The following is a 21,698-nucleotide window of genomic DNA, read 5'->3' as shown; positions in this document are numbered from 1 at the left end:
AACGTAACGGAAACGTAACGGAATTGTATATTTGAGTAATGGAAGACCCCGACTTTGTTGTATTTGCAAAATTATACGCCGAGGCCTATGCGCGCTGTTTTAACAAGCTGTTTACCGGCGCAATAAGCGAGACCGAAAGCAAGCTCTTTTATCAGCAGATCTTTGAGAAAACGGGCTTAACTATTGGCTGGCGCAGCCTAAAAAACTATTCGTTTTTTGTGTTGGATAAAAGTCGGGACGAGAACCCTTCCGTCGCGTCTATGGATACCCTGGCACGGTACGTACTGCAAGCGCCATACACTAACGAAATAGCCCGTAAGAACGACGAAGGACACCACCCGTATTGGTTTATGTACCGCAGTAAAAACTTAACCCTGGCGGGCGCGGATAAGCCATCCGGGAATAAAAAAATCTTATTCACTTCCGTGCTGGTACTTGTGTTTACGGCTGCAGCTTTCCTTTGGTTCCGTGGCAAGCATGAGTTATCTGTTAATGAGGATTTTGCCGACCTGAGCGCCATGCACCTTACAAATACAGGATGGAGCGTATTGGGTAAGGATAGCGCTTATTGGGCAAAAAGGGCAGGCAGGCCCGGCAGTTTAACACTGTTCACTTTGCAAGGCGATAACTGGCCCGACGGGAACACGCCGCCGGAAATAAAAAATTTGCTTGTACATGCGCTGCCCGACGGTTGTTTTAACGCCGAACTTCAAATGCAGAACTTTGTACCCATGGCCGAGTGGCAGCAGGCCGGGCTGTTGCTTTTAGAAGATACCACCCTAAACAGCCCCAGTGTAAGGGTTTCTTTAGCTTACAATGATATGTTTGGCGGGTATAATAAGCCTAAGGAAGTGTTGGTACAAGCAATCGTGTCGGCAGGGCAAAATAACAAGCCCGAAGAGTTTGCACATTCAACAGTAATGCTTTTAGATAGCATTAGGCTTAAACCAACGCTTGCAGACAATCTGAAATATACCGCCCTCCGCATTGAAGGGACCGACAAACATTACCGGTTTTTATACGCCGGGGGCAATACGCCTAACGCCGCTTTTAAAGAGGTAGCCGCAAAAGATATTTCGTTTAAACCGCGTTATATCGCATTGTTTGCCTTAAAAGGCAGGGTGCCCAACACACCCGTGGTACCGGTTACTGTCAAAAAATTTATAATGCAAACAGCTAATTGTGAATAACTTACTTAGGTTGTAACTAACAAACTCATTAGTTGTAATTATTTGAATATTTGACAAATAAAATTGCCTATGATGTAACTAATTATTCAAATACTTAAAATTTTAATAAACAGGCGATTTTTAAATGAGCATTGGCGTGGTTTTACGGTAATAAAAAACGGTGAAATGTGGAAAAAAACCACTTTAAAGGCACTATTTTTATATCGTAAAAGTTTTTTTTTAAATAAAAACACTTTAGATTAGCTTAAGTTAAAACAATAAACCTCAAAAATTAAAGGAGCATTCACAATGAAAAAATTTACTGAAGTAAAAGAACTGGTTGCATCGCTGGAAGCTGATGCCGACAAATTTTATAACAAAGGCAACAGTGCTGCCGGCACACGCGTTCGTAAAGGTATGCAAGACCTGAAAAACTTAGCGCAGTCGATCCGTCTTGAAGTTCAGGAAGCGAAAAACAAAGCGTAACAAAATAGTCGAAAGGTTATTTTACTTTTAATAGAAAAATCCGGGTAGTTAAAGCTATCCGGATTTTTTGTTGATTATTTCTATTGTTTTATGCCGGGTTTTCAGCGTCCGGGCAAGCCGACCGGATGAGCCCCTGAAGCAAGTTCAGGATGGCACGGACTTTCAACTTTGTACTTTCAACTTGCAGCTACAACATTCCGCCGTCAACAGGTATCACCTGCCCAGTAATATAGGCTGCCATATCTGACGCCAGGAATACGCAGGCGTTTGCCACGTCTTCAGTTTCGCCGGCACGTTTAAGCGGGATAGCCGCTGCCCAGCCTTCAACTACTTTAGGGTCTAAAACTTCGGTCATTTCTGTGCGGATAAAGCCCGGTGCTACCACGTTGGTGCGGATGTTACGCGAGCCAAGCTCTTTGGCCACCGACTTTGAGAACCCGATGATGCCTGCCTTTGAAGCGGCATAGTTGGCCTGCCCGGCGTTGCCCTGCACACCCACTACCGAACTCATGTTAATGAAAACCCCCTTGCGGTTCTTCATCATTATCTTGGATGCTGCCTTGGTTACGTTGAATATCGATTTCAGGTTTACGTTAAGTACCTCGTCCCATTGTTCTTCGGTCATGCGCATCAGCAAGCCGTCTTTGGTGATACCGGCATTGTTCACTACGATATCTAAAGTGCCAAAATCGGCAACGATATCGGTAACCAGCTTTTCGGCTTCCTCAAACTTCGAGGCATCGCTGCGGTACCCTTTTACCTGTGTGCCAAAGCTTTGCAGTTCCTGCTCAAGCGCCTGCCCTTTTTCAACAGATGATAAGTATGTAAAGGCCACATTAGCGCCGTGCTCGGCAAATTTCTCTGCTATTTTGCGGCCTATGCCTTTTGATGCACCAGTGATGAGTGCCGTTTTTCCTTCAAGTAGTTTCATAATTTAAGTATGAGTTTTACAGTGGGTGAAGATATGGAATTAGCGCGAAAGACGGAAGCGGGCGCGCCGTAACATCAGTAAAGCAAACAAAATTTGCCTCGCCTCAAACGCTTGCCCAAGTTTGTTGTTAGGCTAATACACAATAGTACAACAACATGTTAACCGCAAAGATCATCCGCCACCGCCATAAGTATCACCATTACATGAACGACGACCTGAAGGACGTTACTGAAGAAACCTTTTTCAAGATCGTATTCTCCGAACCATCAGAGATGGACCTGTTTAAAGAATGGATACGCAAGCACGATGGCGAGTACAACTACAACAAAGAAGAAAGCAAACAGGAAGGCAAGTTTCCCAAAGTACCTATGTTTCATGACGAGATCTGCTGGTGCGATATCATGACCTATTACCTGCTGCATGTGGCCGGTTACAGCTTCCACTCGGTAATTGAGCCTTATAAGGGCGAGGTGTATGTAAAGGATAAGCTGTAAGATAACTCCTAATGCCGTTCCCCTCTTGAGATGGGGCGCGAAAGGCTGTGCGGCTGCAGGGGTGTGTTTACGCGTAATATACACACACTACACACCTCTCAAGAGGGGGCTCCGCACAAGCCCCCGGCTCCACTCTTATTTATAACTTTCACTCATGTTAGTGTACACCAACAACCGAAGATCCAATTCCCTCACGGGGGAGGGGTGCGGGCGGTACGTGTATTGGCGGGAGGGGTTAGTCTGATTTATTAACCCCTCCCTGCACCCTCCCGTGGGGAGGGAATCGCACAAGGCCTCTGCTATGCTACTTTCCTGCCCTTATGTTGGCAGATCATAATTCCCTCCTTGGGGAGGGGTGCGGCTGGCGTGTGTAATGGCAGGGGGGCACAAAGCGGCGAAACCCCTCCTTGCACCCTCCCGTTGGGAGGGAATCGCACAAGGCCTCTGCTTTTTAGCTATGTTACAACCCCTCCTGATACTCTTTCTGCAACTCCAACAGGCAATTGGCGCACAGACAGCCGTCGTATAGCTCGCTTACGTACTGCACCTCGTTAATGGTTAGCTGCACAGTACTGCACTGGCACCTGGTGAATGAATTTGCTTTACATTCAAAAGGAGCCCGGCAGCGGTCGCAGTGGAGTATTTCGTGTTTGGGGGAGATGAGCATTGTTTTGAGTCCGGAAGTCGGGAAAGACCGCAAGTCCGTAAGATATTGTTGTAATAAAAAAGTCCGAAAGCAAAGATGAGAAAACATCTTCAACTTTCGGACTTATGCGGACTTTCTGACTTTCCGGCTACTTATAATCTATATAGTATTAGGCTATTTATGCAGAGCAGGTAACACAACCTTCTTCCATTGAACAGGTTGGGCCTGCCGGTATCTCGTCGTTGCTGTCGGCAACAACTTCGGGTATAACGGCTTCCATGTTTTTGCCGCCACCCTGGTTCTCAACTGTAAATTTAACCGCTTGCGATGCCGCTTGTGTGCGCAGGTAGTACATACCTGTTTTAAGCCCTTTCTTCCATGCGTAGAAGTGCATTGAAGTAAGTTTTGAGGCATTTGGTGAGTTGATGAACAGGTTTAACGATTGCGACTGGCAGATATAAGCGCCCCTGTCGGCGGCCATATCTATAATGTTACGCATCTTAATTTCCCAAACAGTTTTGTACAGTTCCTTGATATCTGCAGGTATCTCGGCAATATCCTGGATAGAACCATTGGCGCTGATGATCCTGTCTTTCATGTTGTTGGTCCATAAACCACGGTCAACAAGGTCGCGCAGCAGGTGTTTGTTCACTATTACAAACTCACCGCTTAATACACGGCGGGTGTAAATGTTTGAGGTGTATGGCTCAAAACACTCGTTATTACCCAATATCTGCGATGTTGATGCGGTTGGCATCGGCGCTACTAACAGCGAGTTGCGCACGCCATGGTTCATTACGTCAAGGCGCAGGTTATCCCAGTCCCAACGGGTGCTGGCAGGTTTTACGTCCCAAAGGTCAAACTGGAACTTACCTTCAGATAACGGCGACCCTTTAAAGGTATCGTAAGCGCCGTCTTTAATGGCCAGGTCTTTTGAAGCCGTCATGGCAGCAAAGTAAATGGTCTCGAAGATCTCTTTGTTCAATTGTTTTGCTTCGTCGCTCTCAAACGGTAAGCGCAGCAAAATAAAGGCATCGGCCAAACCTTGTACACCTAAACCAATAGGGCGGTGGCGCAGGTTTGAATAGCGCGCTTCTTCAACAGGGTAGTAGTTGTTATCAATTATCTTGTTAAGGTTTATGGTAGCCTGGTAAGTTACCTCGTATAGTTTAGCATGGTCAAACTCGCCATTGATCACATAACGTGGTAACGCTAATGATGCCAGGTTACAAACCGCCACTTCCTTATCAGAAGTGTACTCCATAATTTCGGTACACAGGTTCGAGCTTTTGATGGTACCCAGGTTTTGCTGGTTTGATTTTGCGTTGGCAGCATCCTTGTATAACAGGTATGGTGTACCGGTTTCTACCTGTGCATCAAGCACGGCAAACCAAAGTTCCTGCGCTTTAATGGTTTTACGTCCGCGGCCTTCTTTTTCGTAACGCTCGTAACGCTCTTCAAACTCCTTACCGTGGCAATCTGCCAGGCCCGGTGCTTCGTGCGGGCAAAACAGGGTCCACTCTTCGTTGGCTTCAACACGGCGCATAAACAGGTCAGATACCCAAAGGGCGTAGAACAGGTCGCGGGCGCGCATTTCTTCCTTACCGTGGTTTTTACGCAGGTCTAAAAACTCAAATATATCTGCATGCCATGGTTCCAGGTAAATAGCAAAGGCGCCTTTACGCTTGCCGCCGCCCTGGTCAACATAACGTGCGGTATCGTTAAACACTTTCAGCATCGGGATGATACCGTTGCTGGTGCCGTTTGTGCCGCTGATGTACGAGCCTGTAGCCCTTACATTGTGGATGCTTAAACCAATACCACCTGCGCTTTGCGATATCTTGGCGGTTTGTTTTAAGGTATCGTAGATGCCTTCGATGCTGTCGTCTTTCATGGTCAGCAAAAAGCACGATGACATTTGTGGTTTTGGTGTGCCCGCGTTAAATAAGGTTGGCGTAGCATGGGTGAACCAGCGCTCGCTCATCAGGTTGTAGGTTTTGATGGCGCTTTCTATATCATCCTTGTGGATACCTACCGATACGCGCATAAACAGGTGCTGCGGGCGCTCGGCAATTTTACCGTCTATTTTCAACAGGTACGATTTTTCGAGTGTTTTAAAACCGAAGTAATCAAAACCAAAGTCGCGGTCGTAAATAATGCTGCTATCCAGGATATCGGCATTGGCCATAATCACCTCGTAAACATCATCGGCCAGTAAAGCGGCATTTTTACCGGTTTTTTTGTCAACGTACTCGTACATACGTTTCATGGTTTCAGAGAACGATTTGGTGGTGTTCTTGTGCAGGTTTGATACCGCTATACGCGATGCAAGCAAAGCATAATCGGGGTGCTTGGTGGTTAACGATGCCGCCGTCTCAGCTGCAAGGTTATCCAGTTCGGAGGTGGTAACACCATCAAACAAACCTTCAATTACTTTTTTTGCCACATCAATTGGGTCAACCAGTTTAAACCCATAGCACAGTTTTTCAATACGTGCCGTGATCTTGTCGAACTTTACCGACTCTTTTCTTCCGTCTCTTTTTACTACGAACATTTTGCCACCTCCTTATTCCCTGCCAACCCGGCAGGGGTATTTTATTTTAATTAGTTAGTTTAATATTTCAGATAAATCACCCCGAATTTTCTCGAATTTTCTTTAATTTTTTCGAGTTTTTTCAGTTTTCAATCCTTAAAAATCCTCATCGAGCGAGAACGCTTTGCTCTCGGCAGTACTGTTCATTACGCCACTTTTTTGATAATCGCCAACGCGTTTTTCAAAAAAGTTGGTTTTACCCTGCAGGCTTATCATCTCCATAAAATCAAACGGACATGATACATTGTAAACCTTAGGGTAACCCAGTTCGGCCAGCCACCTATCGGCCACAAACTCAATGTATTGGCTCATCATTTTAGCGTTCATGCCTATCAGGCTTACCGGTAACGCGTCGTTCACAAATTCTTTTTCTATCTCAACCGCATCGGTAATAATTTTGGTAGCCGCCTCTGTTGATAGTTTATTTTGCAGCATACCATATAGCAGGCAGGCAAACTCGCAGTGCGAACCTTCGTCGCGCGATATCAGCTCGTTGCTAAAGGTAAGGCCCGGCATCAGGCCACGTTTTTTAAACCAGAAGATAGAGCAGAAGCTGCCGCTGAAAAAGATGCCCTCTACCGCTGCAAAGGCAACCAGGCGCTCCGCAAATGTGCCGTTGTTTATCCATTTTAAAGCCCATTCGGCTTTCTTGCCCACACAAGGCACTGTCTCGATAGCGTGGAACAGGCGGTCTTTTTCTGCCGGGTCTTTAACGTAGGTATCTATTAGCAGGGCGTAAGTTTCTGAGTGGATATTCTCCATCATGATCTGGAAACCGTAGAAACAACGCGCCTCGGGCAGCTGCACCTCGCTCATGAAGTTGATGGCCAGGTTTTCGTTTACAATACCGTCGCTTGCTGCAAAAAACGCCAGGATATGCGATATAAAATGTTTTTCACCAGGGGTTAAGTTCTCCCAGTGCTTCATGTCGTCCGAAAGGTCTATCTCCTCGGCTGTCCAGAAACTGGCTTCGGCTTTTTTATACATTTCCCAAATAGCGGGGTACTTAATGGGGAGGATCACAAAGCGGTCTTTGTTCTCCTTTAAAAGTAATTCGGTTTCCTCTTGCATGACGACGTATATATTATATTTTTTAAATTCTTTACCCTGTTAACGTATCGATGAAACCGCTTTTGTACCGAGCCGACAATAGACAGGTGTACCATGCGAGTTTCATTTAAAAAGGCGAAAACTTGCTTTTTTTCGCGTTTATTTTACTCGCTTTTACACCCCCGCACTAATCGTTTCTTAACTATTTTTAGTTGCACATTAGCCCATGTTTTATCATGGTCTTCTTTTCTGTTATGATAGAAATATCGATAACATAGATAGCGTTAAAAGAACTTGTACTTCAAAGATAGGGCAACATGTAATTGCATGTTAGTCTAAGTTTTTAACATCCCCTATAAGTTGTCCACAAATTATTTAGCGATATTAAAATTATTGTGCGATGACAAAAAAATCAAATAGCTAAACAACAGTGCTTTATCGGCTCTTTACGCGGCTATTGAATTAACGTTAAATAAAATTTCAAAAAAATTTGCAGGATATAAACATGTTCTTAATTGCCCTAAAAATCAGCGGAATGCCTAAGGGAAAAGACCTTGGGAAGGCCGTTTTTGCACGCAGAAAACCCACCAAAACCCACCGTGTTTTTTAATAAAATCGCATGTGGAAAAAGAAAGGTCCCTGCCGGGTTTTATAACCTGCTGGGTTCAATTTTCAGACCAGTTAGTTACCGCTTATTTCTTCAGCTCGGCAACAGGGACAAATTTCATGGACACGGAGTTTACGCAATGCCTTACATTTTTTGGGGTAAGGTATTCGCCCTCGAAAACATGGCCCAGGTGCGCGCCGCAATTGGCGCAAAGTATCTCGGTACGGCGGCCGTCCGCATCTGTTTCGCGCCTTACTGCGCCGGGTATCTCGTCGTCAAAGCTTGGCCAGCCGCAATGCGACTCAAATTTCGATTCGGAGGTGTACAGCGGTGTATCGCAACGCTTGCAAACGTATACGCCTTCGGCCTTATTGTTAAGTAACTCGCCGGTAAACGGGCGCTCGGTACCTTTATGTAATATGATATATTCTTCTTCGGGGGTTAATTGATTGTATGCCATTTTATATAGTGAATTAGTGATGATTTATGTCCCGATAGCTATCGGGATAGCGATTTGAGCTTCGTCTCTCACTTCGTTCTATATAAATATACGACAATTTGGTGGCGAATTTTGTTTGGCAGGAGCATGTTTACATAGGGTTGACTATTCGGGATTTGTCATCCTGAGGAACGAAGGATCTATTCGCAAACTTGTATGTCGGCGATAGATGCTTCACTCTCGTTCAGCATAACAAAGCAGGTTTCCCTTCAGGGATTAGGGGGCCTGGGTAATATGATATTCCTGAATCAGCGGTGGGTTCTCAGGCGTTAGAGTGAATGATACTTTAATATTCGCCTTTTCGCCCTGTATCATAAAATAGCCGCGCAGGTTGTTCTCGGGTACTACTTCGCCCACACTTAATATCTTACCTGCCTTTGCATAAACATCCTGCGCTTCGGCCTTCAGCTTATCGGGGAAGTAATCCATAAAAAAGTTGTCGGCAAAAATGTCTGTGGCCTGTGGATTATTCCAGTTGGGCAGCAGTTTAACCAGTTCGTTCCTGCGCTGTGTAAGTATCTGCGATGCCGGCAGCGTGCGGGGCTTAATTCCTGATAAGGCCAGCAAAGTATCTAAAGCAATACTATTTGCCCTGCCTGCGTTAGCATACGTTAAATTGGCATAGCAAACCACGCCCACGCCATAGTCGGGCAGGATGTTCCAGTTGCTGCCAAAGCCGGGCAAGCCGCCTGTATGGCCAACATACACGCGGTTGTCGCAATCCTTAGCCCAGCGCAGGCCATAGGCATAGGCTGATACGGTTGGGCAAAGTCTGCCGGTGGTGGTGCGCGCATTGGCATTTAAATAGCTTACATCCCAGGGGTATTGCATCTCGCGGACCGAACTCCGTTTAACCGGACCGGTCTCGGCATCATCACGCATAGGCCAGGCGTTCATGTGCACGGCCATGTACTTGCTAAAATCTTCAATTGTGGTTATCAGGCCGCCCATAGCGCCGTATGCGCCATCGTGCAGCAGGGGTTGCTCCACCCATTTGCCATCAAGCCAGCGGTACCCCAGGGCCAACTGCTGTTTGGGCACCTGCGTGTATTCCCAATAGGTATGGGTCATGCCCAGGGGTTTTAAAATATTATCGTTGATGTATTGCTCGTACGTTTTGCCCGATACTTTTTTGATAATGTACCCCAAAGTAGCGAAACCAAGGTTGCTGTACTCGTATCCATGCCCGGGGTTACTAGAAAACGATACACCTTTTTTATAAATATCTATCAGCTGCGCATCAGATACCGCCAACTGCCTGTCTCCCCAAGGGTTATCTTCGGGGTAGCCCGCCGAATGGGTAAGCAAGTGGCGGACGGTTACCGGGGTTGCATCTTTAGTAAGGTATTTGTTATTCTTCATCTCGGGGATGTATAGGTATGCCGGGTCGTCCAATTTAAGTTTGCCCTCATCGCGAAGTTTAAGGATAGCCATTGCGGTTAAGCTTTTAGTCATGCTGGCGATACGGAAGTCCGACTGCGAGGTTACCGGCGTTTTTGCATCTATATCGGTATAACCTGTATTGCCGGTATGCACCAGTTTACCATCAACCAAAACACCGTAGGCCATACCCGGCCAGTGGTTCTTTTCCGCGTAGTCTTTATACAATTGATCTATCACCGGGAAGGTATCCTCAATCTTTTTAAGCCTGTCGGGATCGTTAAAAGCGGCCGGTTTGTATTGGGCGAAGGTTGTGGTGGAGAGGAAGAGAAAAAGGGTGAGGTATTTTTTCATAGCGGCAATTTTTGTCTGAACCGGGATGAAACGAATTTAAGGATTTTTATATAACATGTCATTACGAGGAAAGTAGTGACGTGGCACCTCAGGATATCCGCTTGTCCTATGAGATTGCCACGCTATCGCTCGCAATGACATAGTGGCCCCAAAGAAAAAAATCCCGGCCAAATATTGACCGGGATTTTCTTTTATCCTGATTCCTGACACTAAAAGTCCTGACGCTATTTCTTCGCCAATTCTTCTGCCATGGCAGCGCCAATTTCGGCAGGTGATTCTACTACACGGATACCGCACTCGCGCATGATCTTCATTTTAGCGGCAGCAGTATCGTCGGCACCGCCAACAATAGCACCCGCGTGGCCCATACGGCGGCCCGGAGGCGCTGTTTGGCCGGCAATAAAGCCAACAACTGGCTTGGTGCCGTTTTCTTTTATCCAGCGCGCAGCATCTGCTTCCATGCCGCCACCGATCTCACCTATCATAATGATCCCGTGTGTTTCTGGGTCGTTCATTAATAATTCAACAGCTTCTTTGGTTGGCGTACCAATGATGGGGTCGCCCCCGATGCCGATCGCGGTAGTAATACCTAAACCGGCTTTAACAACCTGGTCAACCGCCTCGTAAGTAAGTGTGCCCGATTTTGAAACCACACCAACATTGCCTTTTTTGAAGATAAAACCCGGCATAATGCCAATTTTGCTTTCATCTGCGGTGATAATGCCCGGGCAGTTAGGGCCAATCAAGCGGCTATCCTTATCAGTTAAATATTCTTTTACCGCAATCATATCCTTTGTAGGGATGCCTTCGGTAATACATACAATAACCTTTATGCCGGCTTCGGCGGCCTCCATAATAGCATCAGCGCCAAAAGCAGGGGGTACAAAAATAATAGATACATCAGCACCGGTTTTGTCAACCGCATCATTAACGGTGTTAAAAACCGGCCTGTCCAGATGGCTTTGGCCACCTTTGCCTGGTGTTACACCACCAACCACTTGTGTGCCGTAGGCAATCATCTGCTCGGCATGGTAAGTGCCTTCTTTACCGGTAAAACCCTGTACTATAACTTTAGAATTTTTATTTACGAGAACGCTCATCGGCTTTTGATTTTTGTAGGGCAAAGCTAAAAAAAATTTCGCCCTCAATCCTGCTAATGGGTTAAATTTTCAAAAATTACATTTGTGTTATCAGTTAGCGGGATATTTACTGCGGAGTATCCTTGTTAAAATGTGTTAAATCAATTTTACAGCGCTATTATACCCGTATATTTAACTGCCGCATGAAATACCTGCTATCTGCCACACTGTTACTCCTTTGCATCAACGCGAGCGCGCAGCTGGTTACAGGTTTTGTTATCGATAAAAAAACACGCAATCCGGTTGAATATGTTATTGTATCGGCATCAACCACCAACACCATGACCAACGAGCAGGGCGCATTTACGCTGCGGATAACAAAAGTCGCCGACACGCTGCGCATAAAAACAATGGGCTATAAAACTTATACGCTGCCGGTTAGTCCGTGGAGTGGTAAGTTAAAGCTGATAGAACTGGAAACAGCTTCGATCAGGTTGAACGAGGTAGCTATTGTAGCCAAACGCAATTACTTGCGCGATAGCACGAACAACCGCAAGCAGTTTGCCAAAGAGTTTGCATTTAAAGGACCCGCCTTTACCGAAATTATGCGGCCAACCACCGTAAATGTGCCCTTTGCCTTTGTTACCATAGATGTATTGTCGCTGTTTAAATCGCTCACGAAAAAGAAAACGCGGGCGTACCGGCTGCAGCAAACTATGCTGCGGTACGAGCGGGAAGACCATACCAACCAGCGCTTTACCCGGAAACTTGCAGGCGGGATAACGGGGCTGCAAGGCGATACGCTGGACGACTTTATGAATGAATACCGCCCCACCCCCGCACAGATAGATGCCATGACGGATTACAACCTGATATTTTATATCAAAGATAGCTTCAGGAAATTTAAAGAGAAACCTGTAAAGGAGAAGATAACCAAGCCGGGTTTTAAGGTGGATAGCGACACAGAATGATTATCCATTGAGGGCAATTCCAAATTCTATGATTGTTAATACCAATACAAACAGAAAAGTGAGCAAGATTAGCTTTACGATCTTCCTTAATTGTTTTCTATCATTACTTTTAAAGGCCGGCCGTATATTTCTGGCAACATATATACCCGCATAAATTATAACAGCGGCCTTCAATATGGTTAATATAATGTATAAAATATTAGCCATTTAATTCCTGCGTTACAAATTCCTTTTCACTCTTTGCCACCACAATAGTTGCTACACCATTGCCTATTACATTGGTTATTGCCCGTGCTTCGCTCATAAAGCGGTCGACCCCTAACAGGATAGCCACGCCTTCAACCGGGATTATTTTTATGGCCGCCAGTGTGGAGGTAAGCACAATAAAACCACTGCCGGTTACCCCTGCTGCACCCTTTGAGGTAATCATGAGGATGCCGATAATGGTAAGCTGCTGCTCTATCGAAAGGTCTATCTTAAACACCTGCGCCAAAAATATGGTCGCCATGGACAGGTAAATGGTCGTGCCATCCAGGTTAAAGGAGTACCCTGCGGGGATAACCAAGCCTACTACCGATTTGGAGCAACCAAATTTTTCCAGCTTTTCCATCATCCCCGGCAGGGCGGATTCTGATGACGAAGTACCCAGGACGATCAATATCTCTTCTTTAATATGCTTTAAATATTGCCACAGACTAAATTTAAACAAGTAGCAAATGATATTAAGCACCACAAAAATGAACAGGAACATGGTAATGTAAACCGACCCCATTAGTAGGGCCAGCGGCTTAAGCGTGGCCAGGCCGTAGGTGCTTATAGTATACGCCATCCCGCCGAAAGCGCCAATAGGGGCCACTTTCATTATTATCCGCATAATGTTAAAGAAAACTTTAGACAGCTTATCAAACAACGTGATCACTGATTCGCCCGCAGCACCCATCCGGCTTAAACCGAAACCGAATAATATGGCAAAGAAAAGTATCTGCAAAATATCGCCTTTGGCAAACGCCTCGAAAGCGTTAGCAGGCACAATATGGGCGATAAAATCGCCCCATTTCATCTCAGAAGCGGCCTTTTCATACCCCGCGAGCTTGCTTGTATCAACCTTAACATGGTTATTAATAAAATTGGCTCCGGGTTTCATTACGTTGGCTACCGTAACGCCGATGATAAGGGCCAGTGTAGTAACCAATTCAAAATATAACAGGGCTTTGCCGCCTACACGCCCTACCTTTTTCATATCGCTCATGCCGGCAATACCCAGTACAATGGTGAAGAAGATAATAGGGGCGATCAGCATGGTGATCAGGCTGATGAATATCTTACTGATCAGTTGCGCCGTTGGCGCAAAGCCTTTGAAATACAGGCCCACAAGCACACCTAATATAATGGCAACAATTACCTGAAAAGTTAAATTAGTGATAAGGCGTTTCATTGCTGCTGGTGAGTGGTGAATGGTTTATTGGTAAGGGTTACAAGTTAAATAGAAAATTTAAATATAGTATATTGCAACTATTCACCGCTCTCCGCCCAACAACTACAATTTCCCCGTAATGCCGTTGTAGATCATTTGCCCGGCTAAAAAGGTAACCACTATGGCAAACACCCACCGCAGCCACCGCGACGATTTGGTATGCACCAATATTTTCGACCCGGTAATGGCGCCCAGTAAAACGCCTATTACAACCGGCATGGATATGGCCGGATCGATGTACCCCCTTTGCAGGTAAACCACCGCGCTGGCCGCGGCGGTAACGCCTATCATGAAATTACTGGTGGTGGTTGATACCTTAAAGGGGATCTTCATGATGGTATCCATGGCTATAACCTTTAAAGCGCCCGAGCCAATGCCCAGCAAGCCCGATATAGTACCTGCAAAAAGCATCATAAAAAAGCCGCCGCCAACATGGGTAACACCGTACTCAACTTGTTCACCATTACCGTTAGGGTAACTGCCGTATAGCTTTAGTTTTGCAGCAAGGTAGGTAGGTTTCGAAATAATGGTCTCCGCTTTTTTACGTAACGACATTAATGCCGACAGTATCAGTATCACCCCAAATAATATGGCTATATATTGGGTAGGGATATATACCGCTACCAGTGCACCTGTGAGCGCCCCAATAGTGGTGGCAATTTCAAGGAACATGCCCAGCCTTATGTTGGTGATACCTTCTTTTACATACGCCGCTGCCGAGCCCGACGAAGTGGCGATAACCGAAACCAATGAGGCGCCGATGGCATAGTGGATGTTAACGCCCAATAAAAGCGTAAGTAAGGGTATAATTACCACCCCGCCGCCAAGCCCGGTTAATGAGCCAAGCAGTCCGGCAAAATAGGCCCCAATAAGTATAATTACAGTGAAAACAAGTACCGACATACGGCGTTCAGTTGATTTGAACCGTAAAAGTAATATAACTTTTTTAATGATAAAAAGGAAGTAAATCTATCGTCTAACTTATTTTAAGATCAGTGTATCACCCCGAAATAGTACACCCAGGCAATAAAAAACAATTGCAGCGGTATCCGGAACCAGAGGTACTTCAAGCCATTTCCGCAGGCATCGGGTTTCTCAAGGTTCACTCTGTTTTGGGCTGCATGGATGTTGGCAGGCAGTAATATCACCAAAAAGAAAATAACAAACAAAGCTACCGGCCCGCGCACCGCTTTAACCAGCAAGCCTATCCCGGCCAATATCTCTATATATCCGGTTATGTAGATAACGGCCTGTTTAAACGGTACAAAAGTAGGCAGCATTAGTACCATGCCTTTGGTGAATTTAAAATGCGCGGTTGCTGTAAACATCAGCATTACCCCCATGGCCAGCCTGCCGCAAAAATAATAATCTGCCGGGTGGCCTGCCACAAAAGTAGCCAGGCAGCTTACGGCAAACACGGCCAGCAAAACTATAAGTGGTTTCATAAGCTAAATATCGCCAAAAACATTAAAATGTATAATATCTTTGGGGCTAAATGGGATACAATAGTTTACAAGCCTGCATTACTGATCTGGAAAGGAACGGCCACCTTATCCGCATAAAGGAAGAAGTGGATCCGTACCTGCAGATGGCGGCCATACACCTGCGTGTATTTGAGTACGAAGGACCCGCAATCTTGTTCGAAAATGTGAAGGGGAGTAAGTTTCCGGCGGTATCAAATTTGTTTGGCACGCTGGATAGGTCGCGGTTTATTTTCAGGGATACGCTGGATAAGATCAAAACGCTTGTTGACATCAAAAACGACCCTATAAAAGCCATAAAGCATCCTTTTAAATATGCCAACACGGCCTTGACCGCACTATCGGCCCTGCCCATGAAAGTACGTAAAGATGCGCCTATAAGCTTTGGTAAAACGCGGATAAGCCATCTGCCGCAGATAGTGAACTGGCCAAAAGACGGCGGCCCCTTTGTAACCATGCCGCAGGTGTATACCGAAGATGCTGATATGCCCGGGATCATGAATGCCAACCTGGGTATGTACCGCATCCAGCTGGCGGGTAACGACTACGTGCAGGATAAGGAGATCGGCCTGCACTACCAGCTGCACCGGGGCATTGGTGTGCATCAAACCAAGGCTAATGCAAAAGGTCAGCCTTTAAAGGTAAGCATATTTGTAGGCGGCCCGCCGGCGCACCCTGTGGCTGCTGTTATGCCCCTGCCCGAAGGTTTATCTGAAATGACCTTTGGCGGCGCGTTGGGTAATCGTCGTTTCCGATATTTTTATGATGACGAGGGTTTTTGTATTTCGGCCGATGCCGACTTTGTGATAACCGGCACTGTTATGCCGATGGAGAATAAGCCCGAAGGCCCCTTTGGCGACCACTTAGGTTATTATAGCCTAAAGCACCCCTTCCCGCTGATGAAAGTACATAATGTTTATCACCGCAAGGATGCCATCTGGTCGTTTACGGTAGTGGGCAGGCCGCCGCAGGAGGATACCAGCTTCGGCGCTTTGATCCATGATATTACCGGCAATGCCTTGCCTAAAGAGATACCCGGCCTGCATGCAGTTAACGCGGTTGATGCCGCCGGGGTCCACCCGCTTTTGTTTGCCATCGGCAGCGAGCGTTACACGCCATATGTAAAGGAGCGCCACCCGCAGGAGATTATTACCGTAGCGAATCATATTTTGGGTAAGGGGCAATTGAGCCTTGCCAAATACCTTTTCATTGCGGCAAAAGAGGATAACCCTAATTTGGATGTGAATGATATAGGCGGCTTCCTGAAACACATTTTGCAGCGCGTCGACTTAACCCGCGACCTGCATTTTCATACCCGCACCACCATTGATACGCTTGATTATAGCGGCGACGGGCTAAACAGCGGCAGCAAGGTTGCCATCACCGTTGCCGGCGATATCAAGCGGGAACTCTGGAACGAATTGCCATCGTCGTTTACGCTGCCAAGGCCGTTTGTGAATTACAAAATGGTAATGCCGGGTGTATTGGCGGTTGAAGTGCCAAAAAATATCCGCGCAAGTGATATGCCGCTAATGCTGGAGATATTACAGGAGCATCTTGGCGACGCCGAATTAAACGGATTGACGCTGATGGTTTTATGCAACGATGCCGGTTTTACCGCGCAAAACCTGAATAACTTTGTGTGGGTAACATTTACCCGCAGCAACCCAAGCCACGATATCTACGGCATAAACAGCTTTACCGAGCATAAGCACTGGGGCTGTAACGGTCCGCTTATTATTGATGCCCGCATAAAACCACATCACGCCCCGGTGCTTGAGCGCGACCCGGCAATAGAAAAGCTGGTGGATAAGATGGGCGAAAAGGGTGGGGCGCTGCACGGGGTGATATAAGCCTTCCTGGTTAATTAAGCGTCATTGCGAGCGTAGCGTGGCAATCTTCGATAGAAAAGTCCGCTAAAGTACCGGTGATCACCGCGCCGCTATCGTTCCTCGCAACGACATGGTTTTGATGGTCTGCACATTTGCATATCTACACATCTGCACATTTTATTATCTTAGCAGCCTTATAACATTCAGGCACATGAACAAATTTCACGGAACAGGAGTTGCGATGGTCACTCCTTTTCAGGCAGATGGACAGGTAGACTATGATGCGTTGCAAAAGCTGATAGACCACCTGATTGATGGCGGGGTAGAATACCTGGTATCACTTGGTACAACCGGCGAGAGCGCCACATTAAGTAAGGAAGAGAAGAAGCAGGTATTTTCCTTTACTGCCAAAGCCGTGAATAAGCGTGTAGGATTGATAGCCGGCGTAGCAGGCAACAATACGCTGGATGTGGTTGAGGATATAAAAGCTTTTGATACCACCGGCTATGATGCCATACTATCGGCCAGTCCGCATTATAATAAGCCAACGCAGGAGGGCATTTACCAGCACTATAAAGCAATAGCCGAAGCTGCACCGCTCCCTATTATATTATACAATGTACCCAGCCGCACCGGTACATCAGTAAGTGCCGAAACTACCGTTAGGCTGGCAAATGATTTCAAGAACATCATAGGCATAAAAGAAGCATCGGGTAGTTTTGAGTTGCTTAATCAGCTATTTCGCGATAAACCGGAAGACTTTCTGGTAATATCCGGCGACGACCCGATAAGCCTGCCGATGATAGCAATGGGCGCCGTTGGCGTAATATCTGTTGTAGGCAATGCGCTGCCAAAGCAGTTCAGCAATATGATACGTAAATGCCTTAAAGGTGATTTTAAAGGCGCACACACGGCGCATTACAGCATGATAGAGTTTACCCGCCTGATGTTTGCCGAGGGCAGCCCGGCCGGCGTAAAATCGGCCTTAAAAACTTTAGGCGTTTGCGGTGATACTTTGCGCTTACCATTGGTGCCTGTCAGCGCCGATGCTGTTGAGAAGATAAAGAATCAGATAGGATTAATAGGAGAATAACCACTTGTCATCCTGAGTTTGTTCGGGGGGCCTTCCCAAGAATTTGCCGGCGTGTGCTATCTGTAAATGAGGCGTCGAAGTAAATCGGGCATAACTCGAATTATAACAAGTAAGACAAGCATAAGCTGGCCTTACTTGTTATAACATAATGCCGGAAACATCCATCTCCCGAACCATCCTAACCATGGCGGCCGAACGCGGGCCTGATAAAACCGTTTGCCCGAGCGAAATTGCCCGGGCCTTATTCCCAACAAATTGGCGTAAACATATGCAGGAGGTGCGCAATGAGGCAATAGCCTTGCAAAAGGCAGGTAAGGTGGCTATAACGCAAAAGGGCCGGCCGGTAGATGTTGAGCACATTAAGGGGCCAATCCGCATAAAAATTAATTAACCCATTCCATAATAATTTCGCATTTTGCGGGTATGGATGTTATGTGCCTTAACTCACTATTCACCACTCAATACTTACTAAGCTAATGTCGTTATCCTGGGGATCGGTTTCAGGGTGGTGGGTTCCTGCCTGTATGGTGCTGGGCTTGGTTTATGCCTGGCTCATGTATCGAAAACCGGTGCAATTGGATAAGCGTATGCGCTACGCCTTATTCGCCCTCAGGGCTCTTGTTGTTTTTATATTATCGATGCTCATCGTATCGCCTTTGGTACGCTCCACCCGCTACCAGCCGCAAAAGCCGGTGATAGTAATAGCGCAGGATAATTCCGAATCTGTAAGATTGTTTGGAAAAAATGCGCTTCCGGCAAACTGGGGGGAGGCCTTAAAAACAGAACTCGGCGACAGTTACGAAGTCCACCAATTTCATTTCGATAAAGACCTGAAGGGTGGCCTCTCAAATTCTTACAACGGCAGGCAAACCGATATTTCAGAAGCACTGCACCAGTTGAACGAGCGCTTTGTAAACCAAAACATAGGTGCGCTGGTGCTGGCTACCGACGGGCTGTATAATCTGGGCGCTGATCCGCAATACGAAGCCCGTAACATTAAAACAAATATTTACACTATTGCCCTCGGCGACACTACCCCGCACCGCGACCTGCTTATAGGCAACCTAAATTATAACAAGACCGCGTTTTTGGGTAACGATTTTGAGGTAGAGATACTGGCCGAAGCCTACCAAAGCGCAGGCGAAAAAATGCGCCTCACCATAACTGAAGATGGCCGGCAAGTGTACGCACAAAGCATCGCGATAGCATCGGCAGCGTTTAAAAAGGTGATACCGCTGAAATTAAACGCCGATAAAAAGGGTACCCGTAAGTTTACCATTAATTTAGCACCGGTTAAAAATGAGCTTTCGCTACAAAACAACACCGAAACTATTTATGTGGATGTGCTTGATGCGCGGCAAAAGATACTGCTGCTTTATGACAGTCCGCACCCCGATATAAGCGTGATTAAACAGGCTATAGAAAGCAATAAAAATTTCGAGGTAAAAACGAGTTTGGTAAGTGATGTAGTCCCGGCAAAAATGGGTGAATATACACTGGCTATACTGTACCAGCTTTCTGCCAATAGTTATGATAAACTGCAAAACCTGTTGCAAAGCAAAACGCCGGTGTGGCATATAGCGGGTACGCAGGCCGGCATACAGGCATTTAACAGCAATCAAAAAACAGTGCAGGCAAACGCCGACGGGCAGCAAATACAGGAGACCTTCGCCGTGCCCGTAAGCACATTTGCGGCTTTTACGCTTACTGATTCAACACGCTTTAAACTAAGCAAAATGCCGCCATTGGTAGGGCAATTTGGCAGCTATACAGCCTCGCCAACCGCATTGGTACTGTTAAAGCAAAAGATAGGCAACGTAGAAACCAATTATCCGCTGCTGGCCTTTAATGACGAAGGCGGGCGCAGGCTGGCTGTGCTTACCGGAGAAGGCCTGTGGCGCTGGCAACTTGCCGAATACCGGGAATACGGTAATCACCACGCTATTGAGGAACTATTAAGCCAAACGGTACAATACCTAACGGCCAACACCAATCGTCAACGGTTTAGGGTGTACACGTCAAAAAATGTTTTTGACGAAGGTGAGAACGTGTTGCTGAATGCCGAATTATACAACGACGCATTGGAGCTGATCAACACGCCGGATGTGAAGATAAACCTGAAAAGCCAATCGGGAAAAAATTACAGCTTCCTGTTTACCCGTAGCGGGCAAGGTTACCAGCTTAACGCGGGCACTTTGCCGGTTGGGGATTACACTTATCAGGCCACAACCACCATCGGTAAACAACAATTTGCAGCAAACGGGCAATTAACCGTTAAACAGCTAAACCTGGAAGCACGCCAAAGCACCGCCAACCACCGCCTACTGCGCGATATGGCCACACGATCGGGCGGACAAATGCTGCTGCCATCGCAACTAAATAAACTTGCCGACCTGATCCGCAAGAACGAAAACGTTAAAACCGTGGTTTATGAAGACAAGCGTTACAGCGACCTGATAGATGTATGGTGGGTTTTTGTACTGATACTGCTGCTGCTAAGCACAGAATGGTTCCTGAGAAAACGCGAAGGGGAGGTTTAGAGAGTGTTGATTAGTTGATTGTAGCGTAGTGTGCAGTTCTTGTGATACCCGCCAATTGGAACAAGATTTTTACCTGCTGTTTTCGCCCCGGTTAACATAGTTTGTTATACTTGCACTTCAATACCATCTATTATGAAGATAAAATTAACGCTCATCTTTTTGCTGTTGACCGTAACAGCTTCATTGGTTCATGCTCAACAATTAAACATAGGTACATATAACCTGCGTTACGCTAATAAAGGCGACTCGACCGCGGGCAACGGCTGGGGGCAGCGTTTCCCGTGGGCAGCCAAGCTAATACAATTCCAGGAACTGGATATTTTTGGTACGCAGGAAGCCAAGTATCATCAGTTGGTGGAGTTAACCGATAGCTTGCCCGGCTACAAATGGGTAGGTGCCGGCCGTGATGATGGCAAGCATGGCGGCGAACACTCCGCTATTTTTTACAAAGTCGACAGGTTTAAAATATTAAAAACAGGTAACTTCTGGATGTCGACCATTACTGATAGGCCTAATACCGGCTGGGATGCGGCATTGCCGCGTATTTGCACCTGGGCGCAGTTTAAGGAATCAAAAACCGGGTTTACGTTCTATTTCTTTAACCTGCACATGGACCATATAGGCGTGGTTGCCCGCCAGGAAAGTGCTAAACTGGTACTTGCGAAGATCAGGCAGATGGCGGGGAACATGCCAACCATCCTTACCGGCGACTTTAACGTAGATCAAACATCCGATAGTTACGCGGTTATAAATAATTCCGGATTACTAAAAGATAGTTACGTACTGGCTCCTATAAAACTGGCGCCAAACAATACTTTTAATGCCTTTGATGTTAATACCGCTGGCGATAAACGCATTGACCATATTTTTGTGACCAAACAGTTTAAAGTAAAACGCTACGGGATATTAACTAATACATACCATGGCCGCGCCCCGTCAGATCATTATCCGGTAGTAGCTATAATGGAATACTAGTCCATAGCCTATAGACATAGTCCATAGTCAAAAACATTTACTAT

General features: G+C 46.4%; 19 protein-coding genes. 9 read left to right on the top strand and 10 right to left on the bottom strand.

Translation table 11 applies throughout. From position 1 onward, the window contains the following. The first annotated feature begins 38 nt into the window (after positions 1-38). A complete protein-coding gene (locus HDC91_RS09865) occupies positions 39-1,190 on the top strand; it encodes a hypothetical protein (RefSeq protein WP_183551457.1) in 1,152 nt (383 codons plus the stop codon). A 288-nt stretch (positions 1,191-1,478) separates the two neighbouring features. Further along, a complete protein-coding gene (locus HDC91_RS09860; protein WP_129876789.1) occupies positions 1,479-1,655 on the top strand; it encodes a histone H1 in 177 nt (58 codons plus the stop codon). A 187-nt stretch (positions 1,656-1,842) separates the two neighbouring features. Here the strand turns inward: HDC91_RS09860 and fabG are convergent, their stop codons facing one another. Continuing rightward, positions 1,843-2,586, bottom strand: coding sequence for a 3-oxoacyl-[acyl-carrier-protein] reductase (gene fabG, locus HDC91_RS09855; protein WP_183551454.1), 744 nt, complete (start codon positions 2,584-2,586; stop codon positions 1,843-1,845). Positions 2,587-2,741: 155 nt separating this feature from the next. On the opposite strand from fabG, the gene HDC91_RS09850 reads away from it, so the two are divergent. Continuing rightward, a complete protein-coding gene (locus tag HDC91_RS09850) occupies positions 2,742-3,080 on the top strand; it encodes a hypothetical protein (protein ID WP_183551451.1) in 339 nt (112 codons plus the stop codon). A 460-nt stretch (positions 3,081-3,540) separates the two neighbouring features. On the opposite strand, the gene HDC91_RS09845 is transcribed toward HDC91_RS09850, so the two are convergent. The 6 genes from HDC91_RS09845 to sucD form a co-directional block, all read right to left on the bottom strand. Next, entirely contained in the window at positions 3,541-3,747 is a 207-nt protein-coding gene (locus HDC91_RS09845) for a cysteine-rich CWC family protein (RefSeq protein WP_183551448.1), read from the bottom strand. A 157-nt stretch (positions 3,748-3,904) separates the two neighbouring features. Beyond that, positions 3,905-6,280 (bottom strand): ribonucleoside-diphosphate reductase subunit alpha, encoded by a 2,376-nt coding sequence (locus tag HDC91_RS09840; RefSeq protein ID WP_183551445.1) that lies wholly within the window; start codon positions 6,278-6,280, stop codon positions 3,905-3,907. Between the two features lie 135 nt (positions 6,281-6,415). Further along, complete coding sequence (locus HDC91_RS09835; protein ID WP_162429329.1) at positions 6,416-7,390, bottom strand: ribonucleoside-diphosphate reductase small subunit; 975 nt, start codon at positions 7,388-7,390, stop codon at positions 6,416-6,418. Between the two features lie 671 nt (positions 7,391-8,061). Continuing rightward, positions 8,062-8,436 (bottom strand): methionine-R-sulfoxide reductase, encoded by a 375-nt coding sequence (locus tag HDC91_RS09830; protein ID WP_183551442.1) that lies wholly within the window; start codon positions 8,434-8,436, stop codon positions 8,062-8,064. Between the two features lie 255 nt (positions 8,437-8,691). Next, complete coding sequence (locus tag HDC91_RS09825) at positions 8,692-10,209, bottom strand: serine hydrolase (RefSeq protein ID WP_183551440.1); 1,518 nt, start codon at positions 10,207-10,209, stop codon at positions 8,692-8,694. A gap of 224 nt (positions 10,210-10,433) precedes the next feature. Next, entirely contained in the window at positions 10,434-11,309 is an 876-nt protein-coding gene (gene sucD / locus HDC91_RS09820) for a succinate--CoA ligase subunit alpha (RefSeq protein ID WP_183551437.1), read from the bottom strand. Between the two features lie 182 nt (positions 11,310-11,491). Between sucD and HDC91_RS09815 the strand changes: the two genes are divergently transcribed. Beyond that, complete coding sequence (locus HDC91_RS09815) at positions 11,492-12,259, top strand: carboxypeptidase-like regulatory domain-containing protein (protein ID WP_183551434.1); 768 nt, start codon at positions 11,492-11,494, stop codon at positions 12,257-12,259. Positions 12,260-12,458: 199 nt separating this feature from the next. On the opposite strand, the gene dctA is transcribed toward HDC91_RS09815, so the two are convergent. From dctA to HDC91_RS09800, 3 genes are all read right to left on the bottom strand, one after another. Beyond that, positions 12,459-13,694 carry a C4-dicarboxylate transporter DctA gene (gene dctA / locus HDC91_RS09810; RefSeq protein WP_183551431.1) on the bottom strand — a complete coding sequence of 412 codons (1,236 nt, stop codon included), beginning with the start codon at positions 13,692-13,694 and terminating at the stop codon, positions 12,459-12,461. A 102-nt stretch (positions 13,695-13,796) separates the two neighbouring features. After that, complete coding sequence (locus HDC91_RS09805; RefSeq protein WP_183551430.1) at positions 13,797-14,636, bottom strand: sulfite exporter TauE/SafE family protein; 840 nt, start codon at positions 14,634-14,636, stop codon at positions 13,797-13,799. Between the two features lie 89 nt (positions 14,637-14,725). Beyond that, the gene (locus HDC91_RS09800) at positions 14,726-15,178 is read right to left on the bottom strand and encodes a hypothetical protein (RefSeq protein WP_183551429.1); all 453 of its coding nucleotides are present in this window, start codon (positions 15,176-15,178) and stop codon (positions 14,726-14,728) included. A 50-nt stretch (positions 15,179-15,228) separates the two neighbouring features. Here HDC91_RS09800 and HDC91_RS09795 point away from each other — a divergent pair, with 50 nt between their 5' ends. The 5 genes from HDC91_RS09795 to HDC91_RS09775 all read left to right on the top strand — a co-directional run bounded on the left by HDC91_RS09795 (position 15,229) and on the right by HDC91_RS09775 (position 21,654). Then, positions 15,229-17,067 (top strand): UbiD family decarboxylase, encoded by a 1,839-nt coding sequence (locus HDC91_RS09795; protein WP_183551428.1) that lies wholly within the window; start codon positions 15,229-15,231, stop codon positions 17,065-17,067. 190 nt (positions 17,068-17,257) lie between these two features. Then, positions 17,258-18,139, top strand: coding sequence for a 4-hydroxy-tetrahydrodipicolinate synthase (dapA, locus tag HDC91_RS09790; RefSeq protein ID WP_183551426.1), 882 nt, complete (start codon positions 17,258-17,260; stop codon positions 18,137-18,139). A gap of 148 nt (positions 18,140-18,287) precedes the next feature. Beyond that, positions 18,288-18,530 (top strand): DUF3253 domain-containing protein, encoded by a 243-nt coding sequence (locus HDC91_RS09785; protein ID WP_183551424.1) that lies wholly within the window; start codon positions 18,288-18,290, stop codon positions 18,528-18,530. A gap of 85 nt (positions 18,531-18,615) precedes the next feature. Beyond that, positions 18,616-20,679, top strand: a complete 2,064-nt coding sequence (locus tag HDC91_RS09780) for a hypothetical protein (RefSeq protein WP_183551422.1) — start codon at positions 18,616-18,618, stop codon at positions 20,677-20,679. A 132-nt stretch (positions 20,680-20,811) separates the two neighbouring features. Continuing rightward, the gene (locus HDC91_RS09775) at positions 20,812-21,654 is read left to right on the top strand and encodes an endonuclease/exonuclease/phosphatase family protein (RefSeq protein WP_183551419.1); all 843 of its coding nucleotides are present in this window, start codon (positions 20,812-20,814) and stop codon (positions 21,652-21,654) included. Positions 21,655-21,698: the final 44 nt, after the last annotated feature.

The sequence above is a fragment of the Mucilaginibacter sp. AK015 genome, assembly GCF_014200785.1.
Lineage (GTDB): Bacteria > Bacteroidota > Bacteroidia > Sphingobacteriales > Sphingobacteriaceae > Mucilaginibacter.
The sequence above is the reverse complement of the archived record's forward strand: the minus strand, read 5'-3'. Positions and strand labels throughout refer to the sequence as shown.

What these genes read in the sequence shown, in the direction of transcription:
- HDC91_RS09840 (WP_183551445.1), bottom strand. Translation starts at nt 6,280, where the DNA reads ATGTTCGTAGTAAAAAGAGACGGAAGAAAAGAGTCGGTAAAGTTCGAC.
- HDC91_RS09795 (WP_183551428.1), top strand. Translation starts at nt 15,229, where the DNA reads ATGGGATACAATAGTTTACAAGCCTGCATTACTGATCTGGAAAGGAAC.
- sucD (WP_183551437.1), bottom strand. Translation starts at nt 11,309, where the DNA reads ATGAGCGTTCTCGTAAATAAAAATTCTAAAGTTATAGTACAGGGTTTT.
- HDC91_RS09800 (WP_183551429.1), bottom strand. Translation starts at nt 15,178, where the DNA reads ATGAAACCACTTATAGTTTTGCTGGCCGTGTTTGCCGTAAGCTGCCTG.
- HDC91_RS09775 (WP_183551419.1), top strand. Translation starts at nt 20,812, where the DNA reads ATGAAGATAAAATTAACGCTCATCTTTTTGCTGTTGACCGTAACAGCT.
- HDC91_RS09835 (WP_162429329.1), bottom strand. Translation starts at nt 7,390, where the DNA reads ATGCAAGAGGAAACCGAATTACTTTTAAAGGAGAACAAAGACCGCTTT.
- HDC91_RS09825 (WP_183551440.1), bottom strand. Translation starts at nt 10,209, where the DNA reads ATGAAAAAATACCTCACCCTTTTTCTCTTCCTCTCCACCACAACCTTC.
- HDC91_RS09845 (WP_183551448.1), bottom strand. Translation starts at nt 3,747, where the DNA reads ATGCTCATCTCCCCCAAACACGAAATACTCCACTGCGACCGCTGCCGG.
- HDC91_RS09830 (WP_183551442.1), bottom strand. Translation starts at nt 8,436, where the DNA reads ATGGCATACAATCAATTAACCCCCGAAGAAGAATATATCATATTACAT.
- HDC91_RS09785 (WP_183551424.1), top strand. Translation starts at nt 18,288, where the DNA reads ATGCCGGAAACATCCATCTCCCGAACCATCCTAACCATGGCGGCCGAA.
- HDC91_RS09780 (WP_183551422.1), top strand. Translation starts at nt 18,616, where the DNA reads ATGTCGTTATCCTGGGGATCGGTTTCAGGGTGGTGGGTTCCTGCCTGT.
- HDC91_RS09850 (WP_183551451.1), top strand. Translation starts at nt 2,742, where the DNA reads ATGTTAACCGCAAAGATCATCCGCCACCGCCATAAGTATCACCATTAC.
- fabG (WP_183551454.1), bottom strand. Translation starts at nt 2,586, where the DNA reads ATGAAACTACTTGAAGGAAAAACGGCACTCATCACTGGTGCATCAAAA.
- dctA (WP_183551431.1), bottom strand. Translation starts at nt 13,694, where the DNA reads ATGAAACGCCTTATCACTAATTTAACTTTTCAGGTAATTGTTGCCATT.
- HDC91_RS09860 (WP_129876789.1), top strand. Translation starts at nt 1,479, where the DNA reads ATGAAAAAATTTACTGAAGTAAAAGAACTGGTTGCATCGCTGGAAGCT.
- dapA (WP_183551426.1), top strand. Translation starts at nt 17,258, where the DNA reads ATGAACAAATTTCACGGAACAGGAGTTGCGATGGTCACTCCTTTTCAG.
- HDC91_RS09805 (WP_183551430.1), bottom strand. Translation starts at nt 14,636, where the DNA reads ATGTCGGTACTTGTTTTCACTGTAATTATACTTATTGGGGCCTATTTT.
- HDC91_RS09865 (WP_183551457.1), top strand. Translation starts at nt 39, where the DNA reads ATGGAAGACCCCGACTTTGTTGTATTTGCAAAATTATACGCCGAGGCC.
- HDC91_RS09815 (WP_183551434.1), top strand. Translation starts at nt 11,492, where the DNA reads ATGAAATACCTGCTATCTGCCACACTGTTACTCCTTTGCATCAACGCG.